At 73.4% G+C, this 16,333-nt stretch carries 15 protein-coding genes; 3 read left to right on the top strand and 12 right to left on the bottom strand.

What is annotated here, in order from left to right; translation table 11 throughout:
- Positions 1-133 precede the first annotated feature (133 nt).
- A complete protein-coding gene (locus tag ABIH81_RS16235; RefSeq protein WP_349875795.1) occupies positions 134-1,084 on the bottom strand; it encodes a virginiamycin B lyase in 951 nt (316 codons plus the stop codon).
- A 180-nt stretch (positions 1,085-1,264) separates the two neighbouring features.
- On the opposite strand from ABIH81_RS16235, the gene ABIH81_RS16230 reads away from it, so the two are divergent.
- The gene (locus ABIH81_RS16230) at positions 1,265-1,786 is read left to right on the top strand and encodes a hypothetical protein (protein ID WP_349875794.1); all 522 of its coding nucleotides are present in this window, start codon (positions 1,265-1,267) and stop codon (positions 1,784-1,786) included.
- A gap of 109 nt (positions 1,787-1,895) precedes the next feature.
- Here ABIH81_RS16230 and ABIH81_RS16225 read toward each other — a convergent pair whose 3' ends face one another.
- The 5 genes from ABIH81_RS16225 to glnA all read right to left on the bottom strand — a co-directional run bounded on the left by ABIH81_RS16225 (position 1,896) and on the right by glnA (position 8,297).
- Positions 1,896-2,267 (bottom strand): VOC family protein, encoded by a 372-nt coding sequence (locus tag ABIH81_RS16225; RefSeq protein ID WP_349875793.1) that lies wholly within the window; start codon positions 2,265-2,267, stop codon positions 1,896-1,898.
- Between the two features lie 90 nt (positions 2,268-2,357).
- The gene (locus ABIH81_RS16220; RefSeq protein ID WP_349875792.1) at positions 2,358-5,384 is read right to left on the bottom strand and encodes an AAA family ATPase; all 3,027 of its coding nucleotides are present in this window, start codon (positions 5,382-5,384) and stop codon (positions 2,358-2,360) included.
- A gap of 332 nt (positions 5,385-5,716) precedes the next feature.
- Positions 5,717-6,409, bottom strand: coding sequence for a YafY family protein (locus tag ABIH81_RS16215; RefSeq protein WP_349875791.1), 693 nt, complete (start codon positions 6,407-6,409; stop codon positions 5,717-5,719).
- A 32-nt stretch (positions 6,410-6,441) separates the two neighbouring features.
- The gene (locus ABIH81_RS16210) at positions 6,442-6,867 is read right to left on the bottom strand and encodes a DUF350 domain-containing protein (RefSeq protein WP_349875790.1); all 426 of its coding nucleotides are present in this window, start codon (positions 6,865-6,867) and stop codon (positions 6,442-6,444) included.
- Between the two features lie 80 nt (positions 6,868-6,947).
- The gene (gene glnA, locus ABIH81_RS16205; protein WP_121683520.1) at positions 6,948-8,297 is read right to left on the bottom strand and encodes a type I glutamate--ammonia ligase; all 1,350 of its coding nucleotides are present in this window, start codon (positions 8,295-8,297) and stop codon (positions 6,948-6,950) included.
- Positions 8,298-8,500: 203 nt separating this feature from the next.
- On the opposite strand from glnA, the gene ABIH81_RS16200 reads away from it, so the two are divergent.
- Positions 8,501-10,261 carry an NAD+ synthase gene (locus ABIH81_RS16200; protein WP_349875789.1) on the top strand — a complete coding sequence of 587 codons (1,761 nt, stop codon included), beginning with the start codon at positions 8,501-8,503 and terminating at the stop codon, positions 10,259-10,261.
- A 119-nt stretch (positions 10,262-10,380) separates the two neighbouring features.
- Positions 10,381-11,226, top strand: coding sequence for a 3-methyl-2-oxobutanoate hydroxymethyltransferase (panB, locus tag ABIH81_RS16195; protein ID WP_349875788.1), 846 nt, complete (start codon positions 10,381-10,383; stop codon positions 11,224-11,226).
- Between the two features lie 125 nt (positions 11,227-11,351).
- On the opposite strand, the gene npdG is transcribed toward panB, so the two are convergent.
- From npdG to ABIH81_RS16165, 6 genes are all read right to left on the bottom strand, one after another.
- Positions 11,352-12,050, bottom strand: a complete 699-nt coding sequence (gene npdG / locus ABIH81_RS16190; protein ID WP_349875787.1) for an NADPH-dependent F420 reductase — start codon at positions 12,048-12,050, stop codon at positions 11,352-11,354.
- A gap of 66 nt (positions 12,051-12,116) precedes the next feature.
- Positions 12,117-13,553: an RNB domain-containing ribonuclease gene (locus ABIH81_RS16185; protein ID WP_349875786.1), complete on the bottom strand. Its 1,437-nt coding sequence runs from the start codon at positions 13,551-13,553 to the stop codon at positions 12,117-12,119.
- A 62-nt stretch (positions 13,554-13,615) separates the two neighbouring features.
- Positions 13,616-14,365 carry a histone gene (locus ABIH81_RS16180; RefSeq protein ID WP_349875785.1) on the bottom strand — a complete coding sequence of 250 codons (750 nt, stop codon included), beginning with the start codon at positions 14,363-14,365 and terminating at the stop codon, positions 13,616-13,618.
- Positions 14,366-14,443: 78 nt separating this feature from the next.
- Positions 14,444-14,647: a hypothetical protein gene (locus ABIH81_RS16175; protein ID WP_349875784.1), complete on the bottom strand. Its 204-nt coding sequence runs from the start codon at positions 14,645-14,647 to the stop codon at positions 14,444-14,446.
- A 376-nt stretch (positions 14,648-15,023) separates the two neighbouring features.
- Positions 15,024-15,989: a hypothetical protein gene (locus ABIH81_RS16170; protein ID WP_349875783.1), complete on the bottom strand. Its 966-nt coding sequence runs from the start codon at positions 15,987-15,989 to the stop codon at positions 15,024-15,026.
- Entirely contained in the window at positions 15,983-16,306 is a 324-nt protein-coding gene (locus tag ABIH81_RS16165; RefSeq protein ID WP_349875782.1) for a PadR family transcriptional regulator, read from the bottom strand. Before ABIH81_RS16165 ends, ABIH81_RS16170 begins: the two co-directional genes overlap by 7 nt.
- Positions 16,307-16,333 lie beyond the last annotated feature (27 nt).

The raw sequence follows: 16,333 nt of genomic DNA, 5'->3' as shown, positions 1-16,333 counted from the left end.
CCGGTCCCCACCCCACCCCACCCCACCCCGCCCCGGCCCGGCCCGGCCCGGCCCGGCCCGTCGATCATGAAGTTGGCGGCGGTTTGGAGATCCACAACTGCCGCCAACCTCATGATCGACGCGGCACGGGCGATCAACGCGGTGCGGGCGGCGTGGGTGGGGTGGGTGGGGTGGGTGGGGTGGGTGGGGTGGGTGGGGTGGGTGGGGTTAGGTGGGCCACGGCGCCGATCTCCAGGGCGGCCCAGACCGCGCCGTCGGGGGTGACCGTCAGGCCGTGGGGTTCGGACGCCGGGGTCGGCAGGGCGTGGGCGGTGAGGTGGCCGTCGGGGTCGGCGTGCCCGATGCGGTTGGCGCCCCACTCGGTGAACCAGCAGCTGCCGGCCGGGTCCGCGACGATCGCGTGCGGGCGGGCCGCCCGGTCCGGCAACGGGATCTCGTCGATCCGCCCGTCCGGCGTGATCCGGCCGATCTGCCCGGCGGCGATCTCGACGAACCAGAGCGCGCCGTCACCACCCCGGGTGATGCCGACCGGTCCGGCCGCCTCGGTGGGCAGCGGATACACGGTCACCGACCCGTCCAGGCCGACCCGGGCGACCGCGTTCGCCTGGTTGAGCGTGAGCCAGAGCGCGTCGTCCGGCCCGGCGGCGAGCATCGACGGGAAGCCCTTCGTCACCGGCAGCGGGAAGGACGTGACCTCCCCGTCGACGCTCACCCGGCCGACCGTGTCGTCGCTCATTCCGGCGTACCAGAGCGCGCCGTCCGCACCCACCGCCAGCCCGCACGGGCCGCAGCCGGGCGGCAGCGCCACCGAGCCGGTCTCGCCGTCGACGGTGATCCGGCCGAGCCGGTCGTCGCCCGAGCGGGTGTACCAGAGCGCCCCGTCGGGGCCGCCGGCGATGATCAGCGGACGGCTGCCCGGCGGGTCGTCGCGGAAGGTCCGTACCTCACCGTCGAGGCCGAGCCGGGCGACGCCGCCGGAGCCGGCCAGCGTCAGCCAGAGTGCGCCGTCGGGCCCGACCGTGATCGAGTACGGCCCGGAGCCCGGCCCGGTGAGCGGGATCTCGCGGATGGCGGGCTGTGTCATCGAGTGGCCTTTCGTCGGGTTCGCCCAGCCTTGCGGGCGCTCCCGCGCTCCGGCAACACGAGTAAAGCGGGCTTTCCGGGCGGGATTGCCAGCTCGCTGACAGGTTCGCCACGGGTTGCCCTCAGTTCCGGCGACCACTGTCGGTGACGTCATCGCACCACCACCGAACAGGAGAATCGCATGATCCGCACGATGTCGAGGAAGCACCTGCTGGCCGGCCTGGCCGCGGCCGGTGTGCTCGGCGTCGGGATCGCCGCCCCGACGGTGGCGCTCGCCGACGACAAGAGCCCGAGCCCGTCTTCGAGCGCCAGCAGCACCACCGACCAGGGTGACGACCGCCGCCAGAAGCACGCCGACCGGCAGGCCGAGTTCGCCGCGGCGCTCGCCGGGGAGCTGGGCGTCTCGACCGACAAGGTCACCGCGGCGCTGGAGAAGCTGCACGAGCAGCGGCAGGGCGACCGCCCGGAGCGGCCCGAGCGGCCGTCGGCCGAGGACCGGCAGGCCGCGCTGAAGGAGCGGCTGAACCAGGCCGTCACCGACGGCAAGCTCACCCAGGAGCAGGCCGACGCGGTGCTCAAGGCCGCCGAGGCGGGCGTGTTCCCGGGCCCGGGCAAGGGCGGCCCGGACGCCAGGCCCGGCCACCACGGCAAGGGCGGCGACAGGGGCGCCGAGGCCGAGCAGGAGGGCCAGGGCGGCAACTGACGCGGTGGCCCCGCCACCCCTCACCGGCCGTTCCCTCCTCCTGGCCGGAGCCGAGCGGGGCCACCCCCGGTGGCGGTGCCCTCTCGGGCACCGCCACCGCACCGCGCTCTCAGCCCTCGGCGGGCGGGGTGAAGACGCCGAGCAGGTTGCCCGACGGGTCGCGCAGCCGGGCGTGCACCAGACCGGTCGGCGTGGTCACCGGTGCCGCCAGCACCGTGCCGCCGGCCGCCTCGGCGTGGCGGCAGGTCTGCGCGACGTCGGTCACCTGGGCGTAGAAGATCGCGTAGTTGTCGGTGGCGGAGCCGGTGCCCCGGATCGCGCCGCCGATCCCCCGCTCACCGCCGGCCGCCGTCTGCCGGTACGACCCACCCGGGCCGCCCTGCTCCTCGAAACTCCAGCCGAACAGCTCGGAGTAGAACCGCTGCGCCTCGTCCGGGCGGTCGGAGCCGATCTCGAACCAGGTCACGGGCGTGCTGGACATGCTTCCTCCTGCGATCCGCGCCGGCGGTCGCCGACGTCGTCGGGGATCAGCCTCGTACCGGACGGCGACAACGTCCCGTCGGTGTTTGGCCTACTCCACATCCGATCGATAGAGCAGCGGAGCCATCCGCTCCACCAGGTCCGGACGCGTGACGCCGTACCGTTCACGAAAGGCCGACAACTCGGCCTGGGACAGCGGAATCCGGCGGATGCCCAGTTCGTGCAGCAGGACCAGCACCTCGGCGATCGGAACCGTCAGCACTTCGGTTCGGGGTACCGGTCGATTGTCGAGCAGGCGGTCGACGAGGACGGCAAGCCGATCGTTGATCGTCTCGTTCGCGCCGAAAGTGGCAGGGATGGACCGGAACACCGCCTGGAAGAGATTCCAGTCGGTCTCCGCCTGCTCGCAGCGTGACAACACCTCCTCCCGCAGGCCGGCCGCAACCTCCGGATCACCGGCCAGCCGGTCGAGCAACAGTCGCAGGTAGGCGGCGGAGTCCTCGTCCGAGACCTCCGTCCGGTCGCGGGCCACCCTCGCGGTACGGAGATAGACCCGCTCGCGCTCCGCATCAGTCGCGGGCCGGACCGGCATGAGCCAGACGTCGGTCAGGGCGTGCGCCGGCGACCGGACCACTTCCGGCTCGGTGACGGTGAACGCCCCGAGCGCGCTCGGCAGCCTGTCGGACCACGGCTCCAGAGCGTGTGCGAGCACATCCTGATCCGCATCACAGGCCAGGTGCATGGACCGCCTGAGCCTCTTCAACCGCTGAGACGGCCAGACCGGGACCGCCTCGGCCGAACTCACACCGTGCGTCCAGCGGAGGTCCACGGCGGGGGGCACGCCGGGCCGGTCGCTCCAGCGGAGCCGGATGTCCCGATCAGCGCCGTCCCAGAACCGCTCCAGAGCCAGTGCGTCGCTCAGGCTGTCCCACTCCTCCGGCTCGAGTTGTGAGCGCCAGAGACCGACAAGAGCCTGCCAGGACCGGATCACGTCCGCCGCTGCCGGAAAGAGCGTCCGCCCGGTGACCTCGGGAGCGGCCACCAGTGCGAGCAGCAGCAGGTTGGCGGTGTACGCGGCGTGCCGCGACGGGATCGGTACCCGCCTCGGCCGGTAGTCGTCGAATCGCCTCGGCCCGCCACGATGAGGTGCGACGCGGAGCAGGCGAAGCGCGAGATCTGCCCACGCGCGGCGATGATCCTCGCTGGAGCCGTCCAGCCGCTCGGCCAGGAACGCGAGCACGGTTGCCCGTGTACTCAGCACGGCATAGGAGAGAAGCGCGTTGAGCAGGTCGTCGTCGATCCGGTCGCCGTCCCAGGAGAGACTGGCCGCTGCCTGCTTGGCCACCAGGTCGTCCACGATCTGGCCGATCAGCCGGGCCACCAGATACTCGCCGAAGGTCGCGTGCAGGAACTCGTACGTCTCGCGTCTGCGCTCGTCGCCGGACGTGCGCGCGCGGTGGATGAAGAAGAACCTGCCGAGCAGCCGCTCCGCGGCCAGGAGCGGTGTCCGCAGCCCGACGTCCTCCCGTGTCGTTCCGCCGAACGGCAGGACGGCCAGGTCCTGGTCGAGTTCGGTCTCGGTGGCCCACTGCACACGCCGGTTGAACATCGCGAACGCGACCACCGCCAGGCGGCACAGCTCCTCCTCGACGGCGAGCGCCAGGTCGCGGGCGGATGCTCCGTCCCGTTGCTTCACCACCTCGCGCCTGGCGAACCTGCGCAACAGCCGCTCGTACAGTTCGCCGCGGCTCAGCTCGCCGGCGCGACGCAGTTCGCTGCCTTCGGCGTCGTAGAGGGCGAGCATGAGCAGCAGCAGGGGTTGCTCGGCCAGCTCCCGGTGGCTCAGGACCGTGGCCGGGTCGAGATCACGCCGGCCCTCCGAACCGAACAAGACGGCGTTCGCGCGGTTCCAGATCCGGACCCACGTCCGCACCCGGACGCCGTCGAAGGGTTCCAGCCGGACGGCGACAGTGTCCGGTGGCGACTGGGCGCGGTCGGCCACGCTCGTGCGGCTGGTCACCAGCACGGCCACCGGCCTGCCCTGGTCCGCCTCGCGGCGCTGGAAGGCGGCGACCTTGAGCAGGTAGTCGGTCTGGCTGACGCCCGTCGCCTGGAGCAACTCGTCGAAGCCGTCCAGCAGCACCACCGGCAGTGCGTCGCCTGCGGACCGGGCCAGGGCCGGCCAGTCCAGACGTTCCCCGGTGTCCTTGCGGATGGCCTGCTCGATCTGGTCCTGGATCTCACCGGCCGTGAAGACGTCACGAAGGACCACCCGGACGACCAGGAAGTCAGCTGCCGGCAGTTGCGCGGCGATGATTCTCGTCAGCACCGACTTGCCGGAACCCGGTTGTCCCAGGATCAGCAACGGCGACCGGAGCGCGCCCGGAGACGTGAGGTGCACGACGAGCGACTGCCAGAGGTCGTCCCGGACCGGCTTGTCCTCCCACCACGTCTCATCGCTGGGCCGAGCGGCGTTGTCCAGCTCGGCGATGCGGCACAGCGGGGGGATGTATCCCTCACCCAGCGACGGCACCGTCAGTCCCGCCGGCACATCACCGGACGTGATGATGGGCCGGCGCAGGGCGGCGGTGTAGGCGGCGTTGAGTGAACTGCGGCGCTCGTCGGGAGCGCGGCCGGTGGAGAATTCGGCGAGGGCGTGACGCATCTCGTCGAGCCCGACGGACAGACGGCGAATCTCGCCACGGGTCGCCTCGTGCTCGTGCAAGGCTGCCCAGAAGGACACTTCGGGAAAGTCGGCCGCGAGCTGGGACAGCAGGTCCCGGTGCCGATTCACCGCGGACTGCGGCACTCGCGCCAGCATCGACTCGGTGAGATGCCACTGCCGGTCGGACAGCGCCTCGCCGGCGGACAGCCCTTTGAGGAACGAGAGGGTCGCCACGACCAGCTTCTGATAGAACTCGACGAGGCTCGCGGTATACGCCGCATAGGGCAGTTGCGGGCCCGGCAGGGGAGCCGCGGTGCCGAACAGGGCCGAGACGACATCGCCGGTCACCGCGCCGGCGCCGGCCAGGCTCAACTCCTCGGCCCCGCTCAGCCGCACGTCAGCCAGCTCTGACGGCAGGGCCGACTCGCCGAACGCCTCGAAGAACGCGGTCACCGCGATCACCGCGTGCGCGGCCTCCAGCCGCTGTGTCCGCCCGTACCGGGACAGCCCGGAGCGCTTCTCCGACACGCCGCGCACCAGCTCGTGGCCGAGCCGGACGAACTCCGCCTTGGCGTCGAAGATGCCGAGCAGCGCCGGCACCGGCACCGACGCGGCCAGCAGCACGCCGCCGGTCAGCTTGTCGAACCAGTCGACGACCTTGCTCTTCTCCCCGCCCAACAGGCGTACAGCGTCGGCGTAGCTGAGCGTGTCGGACACGCGCGTTCCTCCCCGGCGACGGCAGACCCGTCAGCCTCCCTCAGCCGAACCGGAAACGCTGTCGGGTTTCAGACCAGGCTGAGCGGGCGCACCCGGTCGACCGGCACGTCGAGGTCGCCGGGACGCAGCTCCCGGGTGACCGGCTCGGCCAGCGGACGCACCGAGCGGATCCGGTCGGTGCGGAAACAGCGCAGACCGTCGCGCAGCCGGCACCAGGCGACCAGATACCAGTGCGCCGAGTTACCCAGATAGGCCAGCGGCTCCACGTCGCGCGCCGAGTCGGCGCCGCCGCGGTCGGCGTACCGCAGGCGCAGCACCCGCCCGGCGGCGACCGCGTCGGCGACGGCGGACGGGACGGGCGTGCCCGGCCCGTCGCCGACCAGGTGCACCCGGCCGGCGAGCCGGTGCGCCTCGGCCACCGCTGCGGGCGGCATCACCGCGACCAGCTTGCGCAGCGCGGCGCCGGCCGCCGGGGCGAACGGGGAACCGCCGAGCCGGTGCAGCGCGACGGCCATCGCCACCGCCTCGGCCGGGGTCAGGTTGACCGGCGGCAACGTGCGCGCCCGGTCGACCACGTAGCCGCCGGTGCGGCCCGGCTCGGCCCAGATCGGCACCCCGGCGCCCTGCAACGCGGAGATGTCACGCTCGACCGTGCGGGTGCTCACCTCGAAGCGGCGGGCCAGCCAGCTCGCGCTGCGCGGGCGCGGCGAGACCGCCCGCAGCTCCTCGACCAGGGCGTAGAGACGGTCGGTGCGGTTCACCCCGGGAAACTAACCCCGGGGTACGACACCGCTCAGGCGATGCAGGCGCAGACGATAAGCGCGGCGCCGAAGTGGGTGGCGGCGCTGACCCGGGCCGCCGGGTGCGGCTCCTCCGCGGCGATGACGTCGCCGAGCCGGCCCGGGGTGAGCAGGTCCAGCACCAGGAACGCCAGCGCCATCACCAGCAGGCCGACCAGCCCGAACACCACTGTGGACGCGAGCCCCTTGGTGAACGAGCTGTAGCTGGTCAGCACGGCGGTGAAGACGATGCCGGCGATGCCGAGCTGGTTGGCGGCGAGCAGCAGCGCGGCGTTGCCGTTGCGGCGTACCCAGATCAGCTCCCGCAGCTTGCCCGGGGTGAGCAGGTCGACGAGCAGGAATCCGGCGGCCATCAGCGCCACCCCGACGATCCCGAACACGATGCTCTGCCACGCCCCGTCGAGCAGATCTAACAGCACCAACGCCTCCCCGGCTCACGCCGCCCGGCGGAGGTGCCGGCGCGGTGCCGCAGACGATAGCGGCACCGCGCCACAACGATCTAGAGCGACAGGTAGCGCTGCCGCTCGTACGGGGTGACCTCGCGGCGGTACTGCTCCCACTCGGAACGCTTGTTGCGCAGGAAGAAGTCGAAGACGTGCTCGCCGAGCACCTCGGCCACCAGCTCGGAACCGGCCATCACGTCGATCGCCTCGGCCAGGTTCTCCGGCAGCGCTTCGTACCCCATGGCGCGGCGTTCCGCGCTGCTCAGCGACCAGACGTCGTCCTCGGCGCCCGGGGGCAGCTCGTAGCCCTCCTCGATGCCCTTGAGGCCGGCGCCGAGCATCACCGCGAACGCCAGGTAGGGGTTGGTCGCGGAGTCCAGCGAGCGGACCTCGACCCGGGCCGAGTTCGGCTTGCCGTACGCGGGCACCCGGACCAGCGCGGACCGGTTCAGGTGACCCCAGCAGACGTACGCCGGGCTCTCGGTGATCCGGTCCGGCAGCGCCTGCGGGAACAGCCGCTTGTACGAGTTGACCCACTGGTTGGTCACGGCGGTGTACTCGCGGGCGTGGGTGAGCAGCCCGGCGATGAACGACTTGGCGACCTTGGACAGTTTCATCGGGTCGCCGGCGTCGTGGAACGCGTTGCGCTCCCCCTCGAACAGCGACAGGTGGGTGTGCATGCCGTTGCCGGGCTGGTCGGTGAACGGCTTCGGCATGAAGCTGGCCTGCACGCCGGTGGAGAGCGCCACCTCCTTCACCACGTGCCGGAACGTCATGATGTTGTCGGCGGTGGTGAGCGCGTCGGCGTAGCGCAGGTCGATCTCCTGCTGGCCGGGGGCGACCTCGTGGTGGCTGTACTCCACCGAGATGCCGATCCGCTCCAGCGCCAGCACGGCCTGGCGGCGGAAGTCCCGCGCCACGGCGTGCGTGGTGTGCTCGAAGTAGCCGCCGGTGTCCACCGGGATCGGCACCGAGCCGTCCTGCGGGCCGTTCTCCAGCAGGAAGAACTCGATCTCGGGGTGGGTGTAGAAGGTGAAGCCCTTGTCGGCGGCCCGGGAGAGCATCCGGCGCAGCACGTGCCGCGGGTCGGCCCAGGACGGGCTGCCGTCGGGCAGCGAGATGTCGCAGAACATCCGGGCGCTCTCGCCGCTGACCCCGCCCTCGAACGGGAAGACCTGGAACGTGGTCGGGTCGGGCATCGCCACCATGTCCGACTCGAAGACCCGGGCGAAGCCCTCGATCGCGGAGCCGTCGAACCCGATGCCCTCGTCGAAGGCCGCCTCCAGTTCCGCGGGGGCCACCGAGACGCTCTTGAGCGTGCCGAGCACATCGGTGAACCACAGCCGGACGAAACGGATGTCCCGCTCTTCCAGCGTACGGAGGACGAACTCCTGCTGACGGTCCACTTCCACCCCTCGTGACACGTACGTCCGCACCGGTCGGGCCGGCGCGGCCTGACCGCCCAGTTTCCACCGGGCTCGTTACGCCGACGTTACGCCCTCCCCGGCCGGCCGTCCCGCCGTGTCCGGGTGGCCGGGACGGCGCTCGGCCGCCCCGCTCTCCCGCGACCTGTCGGATTCGGCCCGGACGGCTGGGGGAAGATGGAGGCATGCCCACCCTGCGTCTCGCCCTGTGCCAGGTCAACCCGACGGTAGGCGACCTCGCCGGCAACGCCGGCCTGGTCCGCACGTGGACCCGTCAGGCCGCCGACGCCGGCGCCCAGCTCGTCCTGTTCCCCGAGCTGATGCTCACCGGTTACCCGGTCGAGGACCTGGTGTTCCGCCGCTCGTTCGTCGCCGCCTCCCGCGCCGCGCTGCACCGGCTCGCCGCCGACCTGGCCGCCGACGGCCTCGGTGACCTGCCGGTAGTGGTCGGCTACCTGGACGCGGACGGCCCCCCGCAGGTCAGTTCCGACGCGGAGCCGGGCAAGGGCGCCCGCAACGCGGCGGCGGTGCTGCACCGGGGCGAGGTGGTGGCCACCTACTTCAAGCACCACCTGCCCAACTACGGCGTCTTCGACGAGGACCGCTACTTCGTCCCCGGCGACACGCTCACCGTGGTGCGCGTGGGCGGGGTGGACGTGGCGCTGACCATCTGCGAGGACCTGTGGCAGGCCGGCGGCCCGTTCGCGGTGGCCCGCCAGGCCGGCGTCGGGCTGGTGCTCAGCATCAACGCCTCGCCGTACGAGCTGGACAAGGACGACGTGCGGCTGCCGCTGGTGCGCCGGCGCGCCACCGAGGCCGGGGCCGCCATCGCGTACGTGAACATGGTCGGCGGCCAGGACGAGCTGGTCTACGACGGCGACTCGATGATCGTCGCCGCGGACGGCACGCTGCTGACCCGGGCGCCGCAGTTCGTCGACCACCTGCTGGTGCACGACCTGGAGCTGCCGGCGGCGGCCGAGGCGCCGGGCGAGGCCGGCGCACCGGCCGGCGGGATGCGGGTGGTCCGCCACGAGATCCAGGCGATCCCGGCCGCCCCGTCCGGCCCGGCGGTCCACGGCGGGATCATCGAGCCGGTCGCCGACGAGGCCGAGGTGTGGCACGCGCTGGTGCTGGGCCTGCGCGACTACGTCGACAAGAACCGTTTCCCCTCCGTGGTGCTCGGCCTGTCCGGCGGCATCGACTCGGCGGTGGCGGCCGCGATCGCGGTGGACGCGGTCGGCCCGGAGCGGGTCGTCGGCGTCTCGATGCCCAGCCAGCACTCCTCGGAGCACTCCCGCACCGACGCCGAGGACCTGGCGAAGCGGACCGGCCTGGACTACCGGGTCGAGCCGATCCAGCCGATGGTGGACGCGTTCCTGGCGAACATGTCGCTGTCCGGGGTGGCGGTGGAGAACCTCCAGGCCCGGGTACGCGGCGTGATCCTGATGGCGCTGTCGAACCAGGAGGGCCACCTGGTGCTCACCACCGGCAACAAGAGCGAGCTGGCGGTGGGTTACTCGACGCTCTACGGCGACTCGGTGGGCGGCTACAACCCGGTCAAGGACGTCTGGAAGACGCTCGTGTGGCGGCTGGCGAAGTGGCGCAACGCGGACGCGGCGCGGCGCGGGCAGACGCCGCCGATCCCGGAGAACTCGATCGGCAAGCCGCCGTCGGCCGAGCTGAGCCCCGGCCAGCTCGACAGCGACACGCTGCCCGACTACGACGTGCTCGACCCGATCCTGATCGGCTACGTCGACGGCGACCTGGGCCGGGACGGCCTCATCGAGTCCGGCCACGACCCGGCCGTGGTGGACAAGGTGCTGCGGATGGTGGATACCGCCGAGTACAAGCGACGGCAGTCCGCGCCCGGCACCAAGATCTCGATGAAGGCGTTCGGGCGGGACCGGCGGCTGCCGATCACCAACCGGTGGCGCGAGGACGGCTGACCGCTCCCCCGGCCGGGAAGTGACATCCTCCACTCCGACCTGCCCGCGGCCCGCCGCCCGGTGCGACGATCGCGGGGAACCCGGGGACCGCGTGCGCGGCCTCGAGGAAGGAGATTGTCATGGTGGAGTCCACTCCGGCCGAGGTGACCGCCCTCTACGGCGGGCCGGCCACCCGGCGGGTACGCACCCGCGACCTGATCGCCGCCAAGGAGCGCGGCGATCGGTGGGCGATGCTGACCTCGTACGACCAGTACACGGCCTCGATCTTCGACCAGGCGGGGATCCCGGTGCTGCTGGTCGGCGACTCGGCGGCGAACAACGTCTTCGGCTACGAGACCACGCTGCCGGTGACCGCCGAGGAGCTGCTGCCGCTGGTGCGTGCCGTGGTACGGGCCACGAAGCACTCGCTGATCGTCGGTGACCTGCCGTTCGGCTCGTACGAGGAGGGGCCGGCGCAGGCGCTGCGCACCGCGGTGCGGTTCATGAAGGAGGGCGGCTGCCACGCGGTGAAGCTGGAGGGCGGGCGGCGCTGCGCCGCCCAGATCGCGGCGATCACCGGCGCCGGCATCCCGGTGATGGCGCACATCGGCTTCACCCCGCAGAGCGAGCACACGCTCGGCGGCTACCGGGTGCAGGGCCGGGGCGAGGCCGCCGAGGAGGTGCTCGCCGACGCCCGTGCGGTGGCCGAGGCGGGCGCGTTCGCGGTGGTGCTGGAGATGGTGCCGGGTGAGGTGGCCAAGCGGGTCACCGCCGAGCTGTCCGTCCCCACCGTCGGCATCGGGGCCGGCCCGGACACCGACGCGCAGGTGCTGGTCTGGCAGGACATGGCCGGGCTGCGTACCGGCCGGGCGCCGCGCTTCGTCAAGCGCTACGCCGACCTGGCGGGCGCGCTCACCGACGCCACCCGCCGGTTCGCCGACGAGGTACGCGGCGGCGAGTTCCCGGCGGCCGAGCACACGTTCTGAGATGTAAGGAAGGGCCCCTTCTTAACGCCTGGCGTAGAGGAGGGGCCCCCTATTAACACGCGCCACCGCGCGCGGGCGCGCCGCGCCCGCGCGCGGGCGCGCGGGGCGACGGCGCGCCGCGCTCGTCAGAGGTCGGTGACCCGGATGCCGGCGTGCGCCTTGTAGCGCTTGTTGATCGCGATCAGGTTGGCGGTGAACGCCTCGATCTGGTGGGCGTTGCGCAGCCGCCCGGCGTAGATGCCCCGCATGCCGGGGATCCGCTCGGCCAGCGCGCCGACCACGCCCACGAGTTCCCGCTCCTCGGTGCAGATCAGCACGTCCAGGTCGATCCGGTCGATCTCCGGGTCGGCCAGCAGCGGCGCGCTGACGTGGTTGAACGCGGCGCACACCCGGGACTCGGGCAGCAGCGCGGCGGCCTGCTGCACGGCGCTGCCCTCGGGCACGTCGAGCGCGTACGGGCCCTGCTTGTCGAAGCCGAGCGGGTTGACGCAGTCCACCACGATCTTGCCGGCCAGCGGTCCGGCGAGCGCGGCGACGGTGGCCGCGTGCCCGTCCCACGGCACCGCCACGATCACCACGTCACTGCGCCGGGCGACGTCCTCGTTGTCGCCGCCGGAGACGACGGCCCCCTCCGGTACGTGCGGCAGGGCGACGATCTCGGCGGCGGCCTGGTTGGCCCGCTCCGCGGTGCGGGAGCCGATCAGCACGGCCTGCCCGGCCCGGGCGAACCGGTAGGCGAGACCCCGTCCCTGGTCGCCGGTGCCACCGATGATGCCGACGGTCAGCCCGGAGACGTCGGGCAGGGTGGTCGCGTCGTAAGCCATGGGCTCATCCTCGCAAAGCGGGGGCGCGTGCGGTGCATCCCGCTGCTGTGACAATGGCCGCGCTGGTCACGCCCGTTCGAAGGCGACCCGGCGCGTGGCCGGGTCGGCGACCGTGAGCCGTACCCGGACGCGTTCGCCCAGCGGCAGCTCGCCGGTGCAGCGGGCGCGCACCGGCGGCTCGTCGAGCGCGATCGTGCCGCCGGGCGGGCGGCCGGGGCGGCCGTTGCCGGCCGGGCGCGGTTCGTCCACGTCGAGCACCGCCGCCTCGAACGTCTCCCCCACCCGGTGCGCGAGCAGCACCGCCTCGGCCAGCTCCACCGCGCCCCGGGTGGCGGCGCCCGCGGTCCGGTCGGTCGCGGCCATCACCTCGGGCAGCTTCGGCAGCGCGGCCCGGACCTGCTCGGGCACCTCCCGGCCCTCGTGCAGCGCCAGGCAGACCTCGGTGGCGTAGCGGTCGGCCAGCCGCCGCAGCGGCGCCGTGACGTGCGCGTACGCGGCCGCCACCCCGCCGTGCCCGGGCTGCTCGGGCAGTTCCCCGTCGAAGGCGGTGTACGCCGCGCCGCGCATCAGCTCGGCGGCCTGGTCGACGAAGGCGGCCACCCGGGGCTGGGAGGTGTCCAGCCCGTCGAGCACCTGACCCACGGGTGTGCCGTCCGGCCAGGGCACGCCGAGCGGGCCGGCGGCGAGCCGCAGCCGCTCGACCGCCTCCGGGCGGGGGCGGGGCATGGTGCGCAGCAGCCCGATCCGGCCGGCCAGCATGATGTCGGCCGCGGCCATGCCGGTCAGCAGCGAGATCTGCGCGTTGTGCTCCTCCATCGGGCCGGGGCCGCGCAGCACCAGCCGCCACCCGTCGCCGTCGGGCTCGACGTCCTGCTCGGGCAGCGGCAGGTTGATCGCGCCCCGGCTCAGGCCGCGCGCGGTGAGCAGCGCCCCGATCTCGGGCAGCAGGGCGATCGGCTCGGGCAGCCGGCCGGCGTCGGCGTCGCGCTGCACGCCGCCGTAGTCGAGCTTGGCCCGGCTGCGCACCAGCGCCCGCTCCAGCGTGACCGCAACGGTGCCGCCGTCGGCGTCCAGGTCGACGGTCCAGAGCACGGCGGCCCGGTCGGCGTCGGGCAGCAGGCTGGCCGCCCCCTCGCTGAGCGTGTGCGGGTGCAGCGGCACGTTGCCGTCGGGCAGGTAGACCGTCTGCCCCCGGCGCCACGTCTCGGCCTCCAGGTCACCGCCGAGGCGTACGTGGGTCAGGACGTCCGCTATCGCGTACCGGACGCGGTAGCCGCCGCCGGGACGGCGGGTGAGGTGCATGGCCTGGTCGAGGTCGCGCGAGGTCGCCGGGTCGACGGTGACGAACGGGATGTCGGTCCGGTCGGCGACCGCCGGTGGCGGCGCGGCGGCGGCCGCGTCGGCCTCGCGCTGCGCCGCGGCCGGGAAGCTCTCGGGCAGTCCCAGCTCGCGGCGCAGCGCGCCGAAGTCGATACGGGGCGCCAGTACGCGTCGGATCACCACGCGGTCAATCCTGACAGCGCCCCGCACGTTCCGCTCCCCGGGAGGCAGCGGTGTCCGCGGCGTCAGGCGCGCCGGGCCGGCGCCTTACGCGCGGTGGTGCTCTTGGCGGCGGTGCTCTTGCGGGCCGGCGTCTTCTTCGCGGCGGTGGTCTTCTTCGCCGTCGTGGTGCTCTTGCGCGCGGTCGTGGTCTTGCGCGCGGGCGCCTTCTTCGCCGCCGCCTCGCGCGCCGTGGGACGCGTCGAGGCGGTGGTCTTCTTCGCCGGCGCCTTCTTCGCCGCGGCGGTGGTCTTCTTCGCCGCCGGGGTGACCTTCCGCGCGCCGGTGGTCTTCTTGGCCGCCGTCGTCTTCTTCGCCGCCGTCGTCTTGCGGGCCGGCGCCTTCTTCGCGGTCGCCGTGGTCCGGGCCGTCGTGGTCTTCCGGGCCGCGGTGTTCTTCTTCGCCGCCGCCGTCTTCTTGGCCGCCGTGGTCTTCTTGGCCGCTGTGGTCTTCTTCGCGGTCGTCTTCCTCGCCGTGGTCTTCTTGGCCGGCGCGCTCTTGGCGGCGGCCCGGCCGGCCGGCGCCGTACGGGCCGCGGTCTTCTTCGCCGCCGTCCTGCTGGTGGTGGCCTTGGTGGCCGGCGCCTTGCGGGCCGCCGACACGACCTTCCTGGCGGCTGCCTTCTTGGCCGCCGCCTTCTTCGCCGGTGTCCGTCCGGCGCCGGCGCCCGAGGCGTTCGGCGACGCCTTGGTGACCGTGGCCGTCCTGCCCGCGGCGGTCCTCTTCGCGGTCGTCCGTTTCGCGGCCGGGCGGGTGGCCTGCTGTGCTTCGGCCATCTCGGTTCCCTTTCCTGGGGACGTACTCCCGCCCTCGCGGGAGCACGGATCACCTCGACGCGGGCCCTCCCGCGCCGTCTAGCGGCCCTCCCCGGCCCAACGGGCGTCCTCGGCGTCCCACGCGTCGTTACGCTCCCGCACCGTCTGCAGGGCGTTGTCCGCGTCGGCGGCTGAGGCGTACGGTCCGAGAACGTGCTTGGCGGGGCACACGTCGGCATCGGTCTCGACCCGGTGGTGTCGCGTGCACCAGTAGTAGTGCCCACCACGTCCGTCGTCGCTCATGCGATCACTGTGCACCGGGAACCGCCCGGCCGCCACCGGAACGGCACAAATAGTCACGTCCTTCTCCACATTAGACCTGGTCGGGGCGGTTGCGGCGGGGAACGGCGGAAGACCCGGAGATGCCCGCCCTCGGCCGAACGGCCGGTACCGGCGCGGGCGGGGACCGGACAGGATCGGCGCTCGTGATCACCACGACGACGGGCACGGGGGCCTGTCCGCGATGCGGCGCGACGCCGGTGTCGCTGGACGGGGCGTTGCCCGGCCCTGGCGGGATCCGGCGTTGACGCTCACCGGGGAACGGGCCGCGCGGATCGACGCCGAGCTGGCCGGGCACTACGAGCGGGCCGGCCGGGCGCTGAGCTGGAACGCCTGACCGTCAGGCGGGGGCCGGGACGGGCTCCGGACCGGGTACCGCGGCAGGCGCCGGGCGGGCCGCCGCGATCGCGTACGCGAGGGCGTACGGCGTGCACGCCAGGTGGAACATCGGCTCGACGAGCACCCGGTCGGTGATGAGGAACCGTTCCCACTCGGTCGGCCGGGGCAGCCCGAACGACGAGTCGGTCCAGCAGGTGAACAGCCAGAGCGGCGCGGAGATCCGGTCCACCGAGTCCGGCGGCAGGCCGTCCGCCACCGGTGCGGTGGCCGGGATCGAGGTGACCACCGCGAGCACCACCGCCGCGTCGGCCGCCACCAGCGCGCCGAGCAGCCCGGCCAGCCACGCGGCCCGGACCCGGCCCCGGCGCGCCAGCACCCCGGCCGCCCAGAGCGCCGGCGTCAGCAGCGCCAGCCAGAGCAGCAGCCCCGGCACCGGCTCCCCGATCCGGCTCTCGCCCCGGGCGGCGAGCAGCGCCAGCGTCGCGGTCACCGTCACGGCGATCGGCAGCACCACGCCGAGCGCGGTGGGCAGCGCCCCCACGCGTACGGTCCGGCGCGCGGCCCGGGTGACGACGAGTGCGAGCGCCACACCGAGCAGCGCGGTCAGCGCCGACCAGGTCGGCAACTGCGCGGCGGCGGCCCACGGCACGCGCATCCCCAGCCACCCGTACGTCAGGCCCATCACCGCGCCCGCGAGCACGAGAACGGCGACGCAGGCCGGCGGCGCGAGCAGCAACACCCCTGCGGTACGCCCCAACCGCCGCGAAACGGCCCGGCCGGTCAGTGGTGTGGCCGCCCGGCTGGCGGCCAGGCTCGCGGCGAACCGCAGCATCGGCCACCGCCGGCCGGTCCGGGCCAGCTCGTGCAGCTCGGCGGCCCACTCCCGGGCCAGGTCGGCACGCAGCTCCGCCGGCCAGCGGCGCACCGCGACCCGCAGCAACAGGGCCGCCACCCGCCGGGTCACCACGCCGGCGCCCCGGCCGGGTCCGCGCCGGCACGTTCGACGGGTACGAGGGCACGCAGCTCGGCCAATGCCAGCCGGGCCGACCGGATGCCCTCGCCGGTGAGGCGGTAGTAGCGGCGGGCCGGGCGGCCGGCGGCGACCGGGTGGACGTCCTCCCAGTCGGCGGCGAGCCAGCCGGCTGCCTGAAGGCGGTGCAGCACCGGATAGAGCGTCCCGCTGGGCAGGTCGGTGAGCCGCATCAGGTCGAGGCCGTAGCGCGGCGCCTCGGGCTCGGCGAGCAGCGCCGAGAGCACCTTCGCCACCGGGATGGTCAGTCGCACATCCGTACTCTATCGGAACTCTACATA

Origin of the sequence: Micromonospora sp. HUAS YX12, from assembly GCF_040215685.1 — a bacterium.
GTDB lineage: Bacteria > Actinomycetota > Actinomycetes > Mycobacteriales > Micromonosporaceae > Micromonospora > Micromonospora tulbaghiae.
The sequence above is the reverse complement of the archived record's forward strand: the minus strand, read 5'-3'. Positions and strand labels throughout refer to the sequence as shown.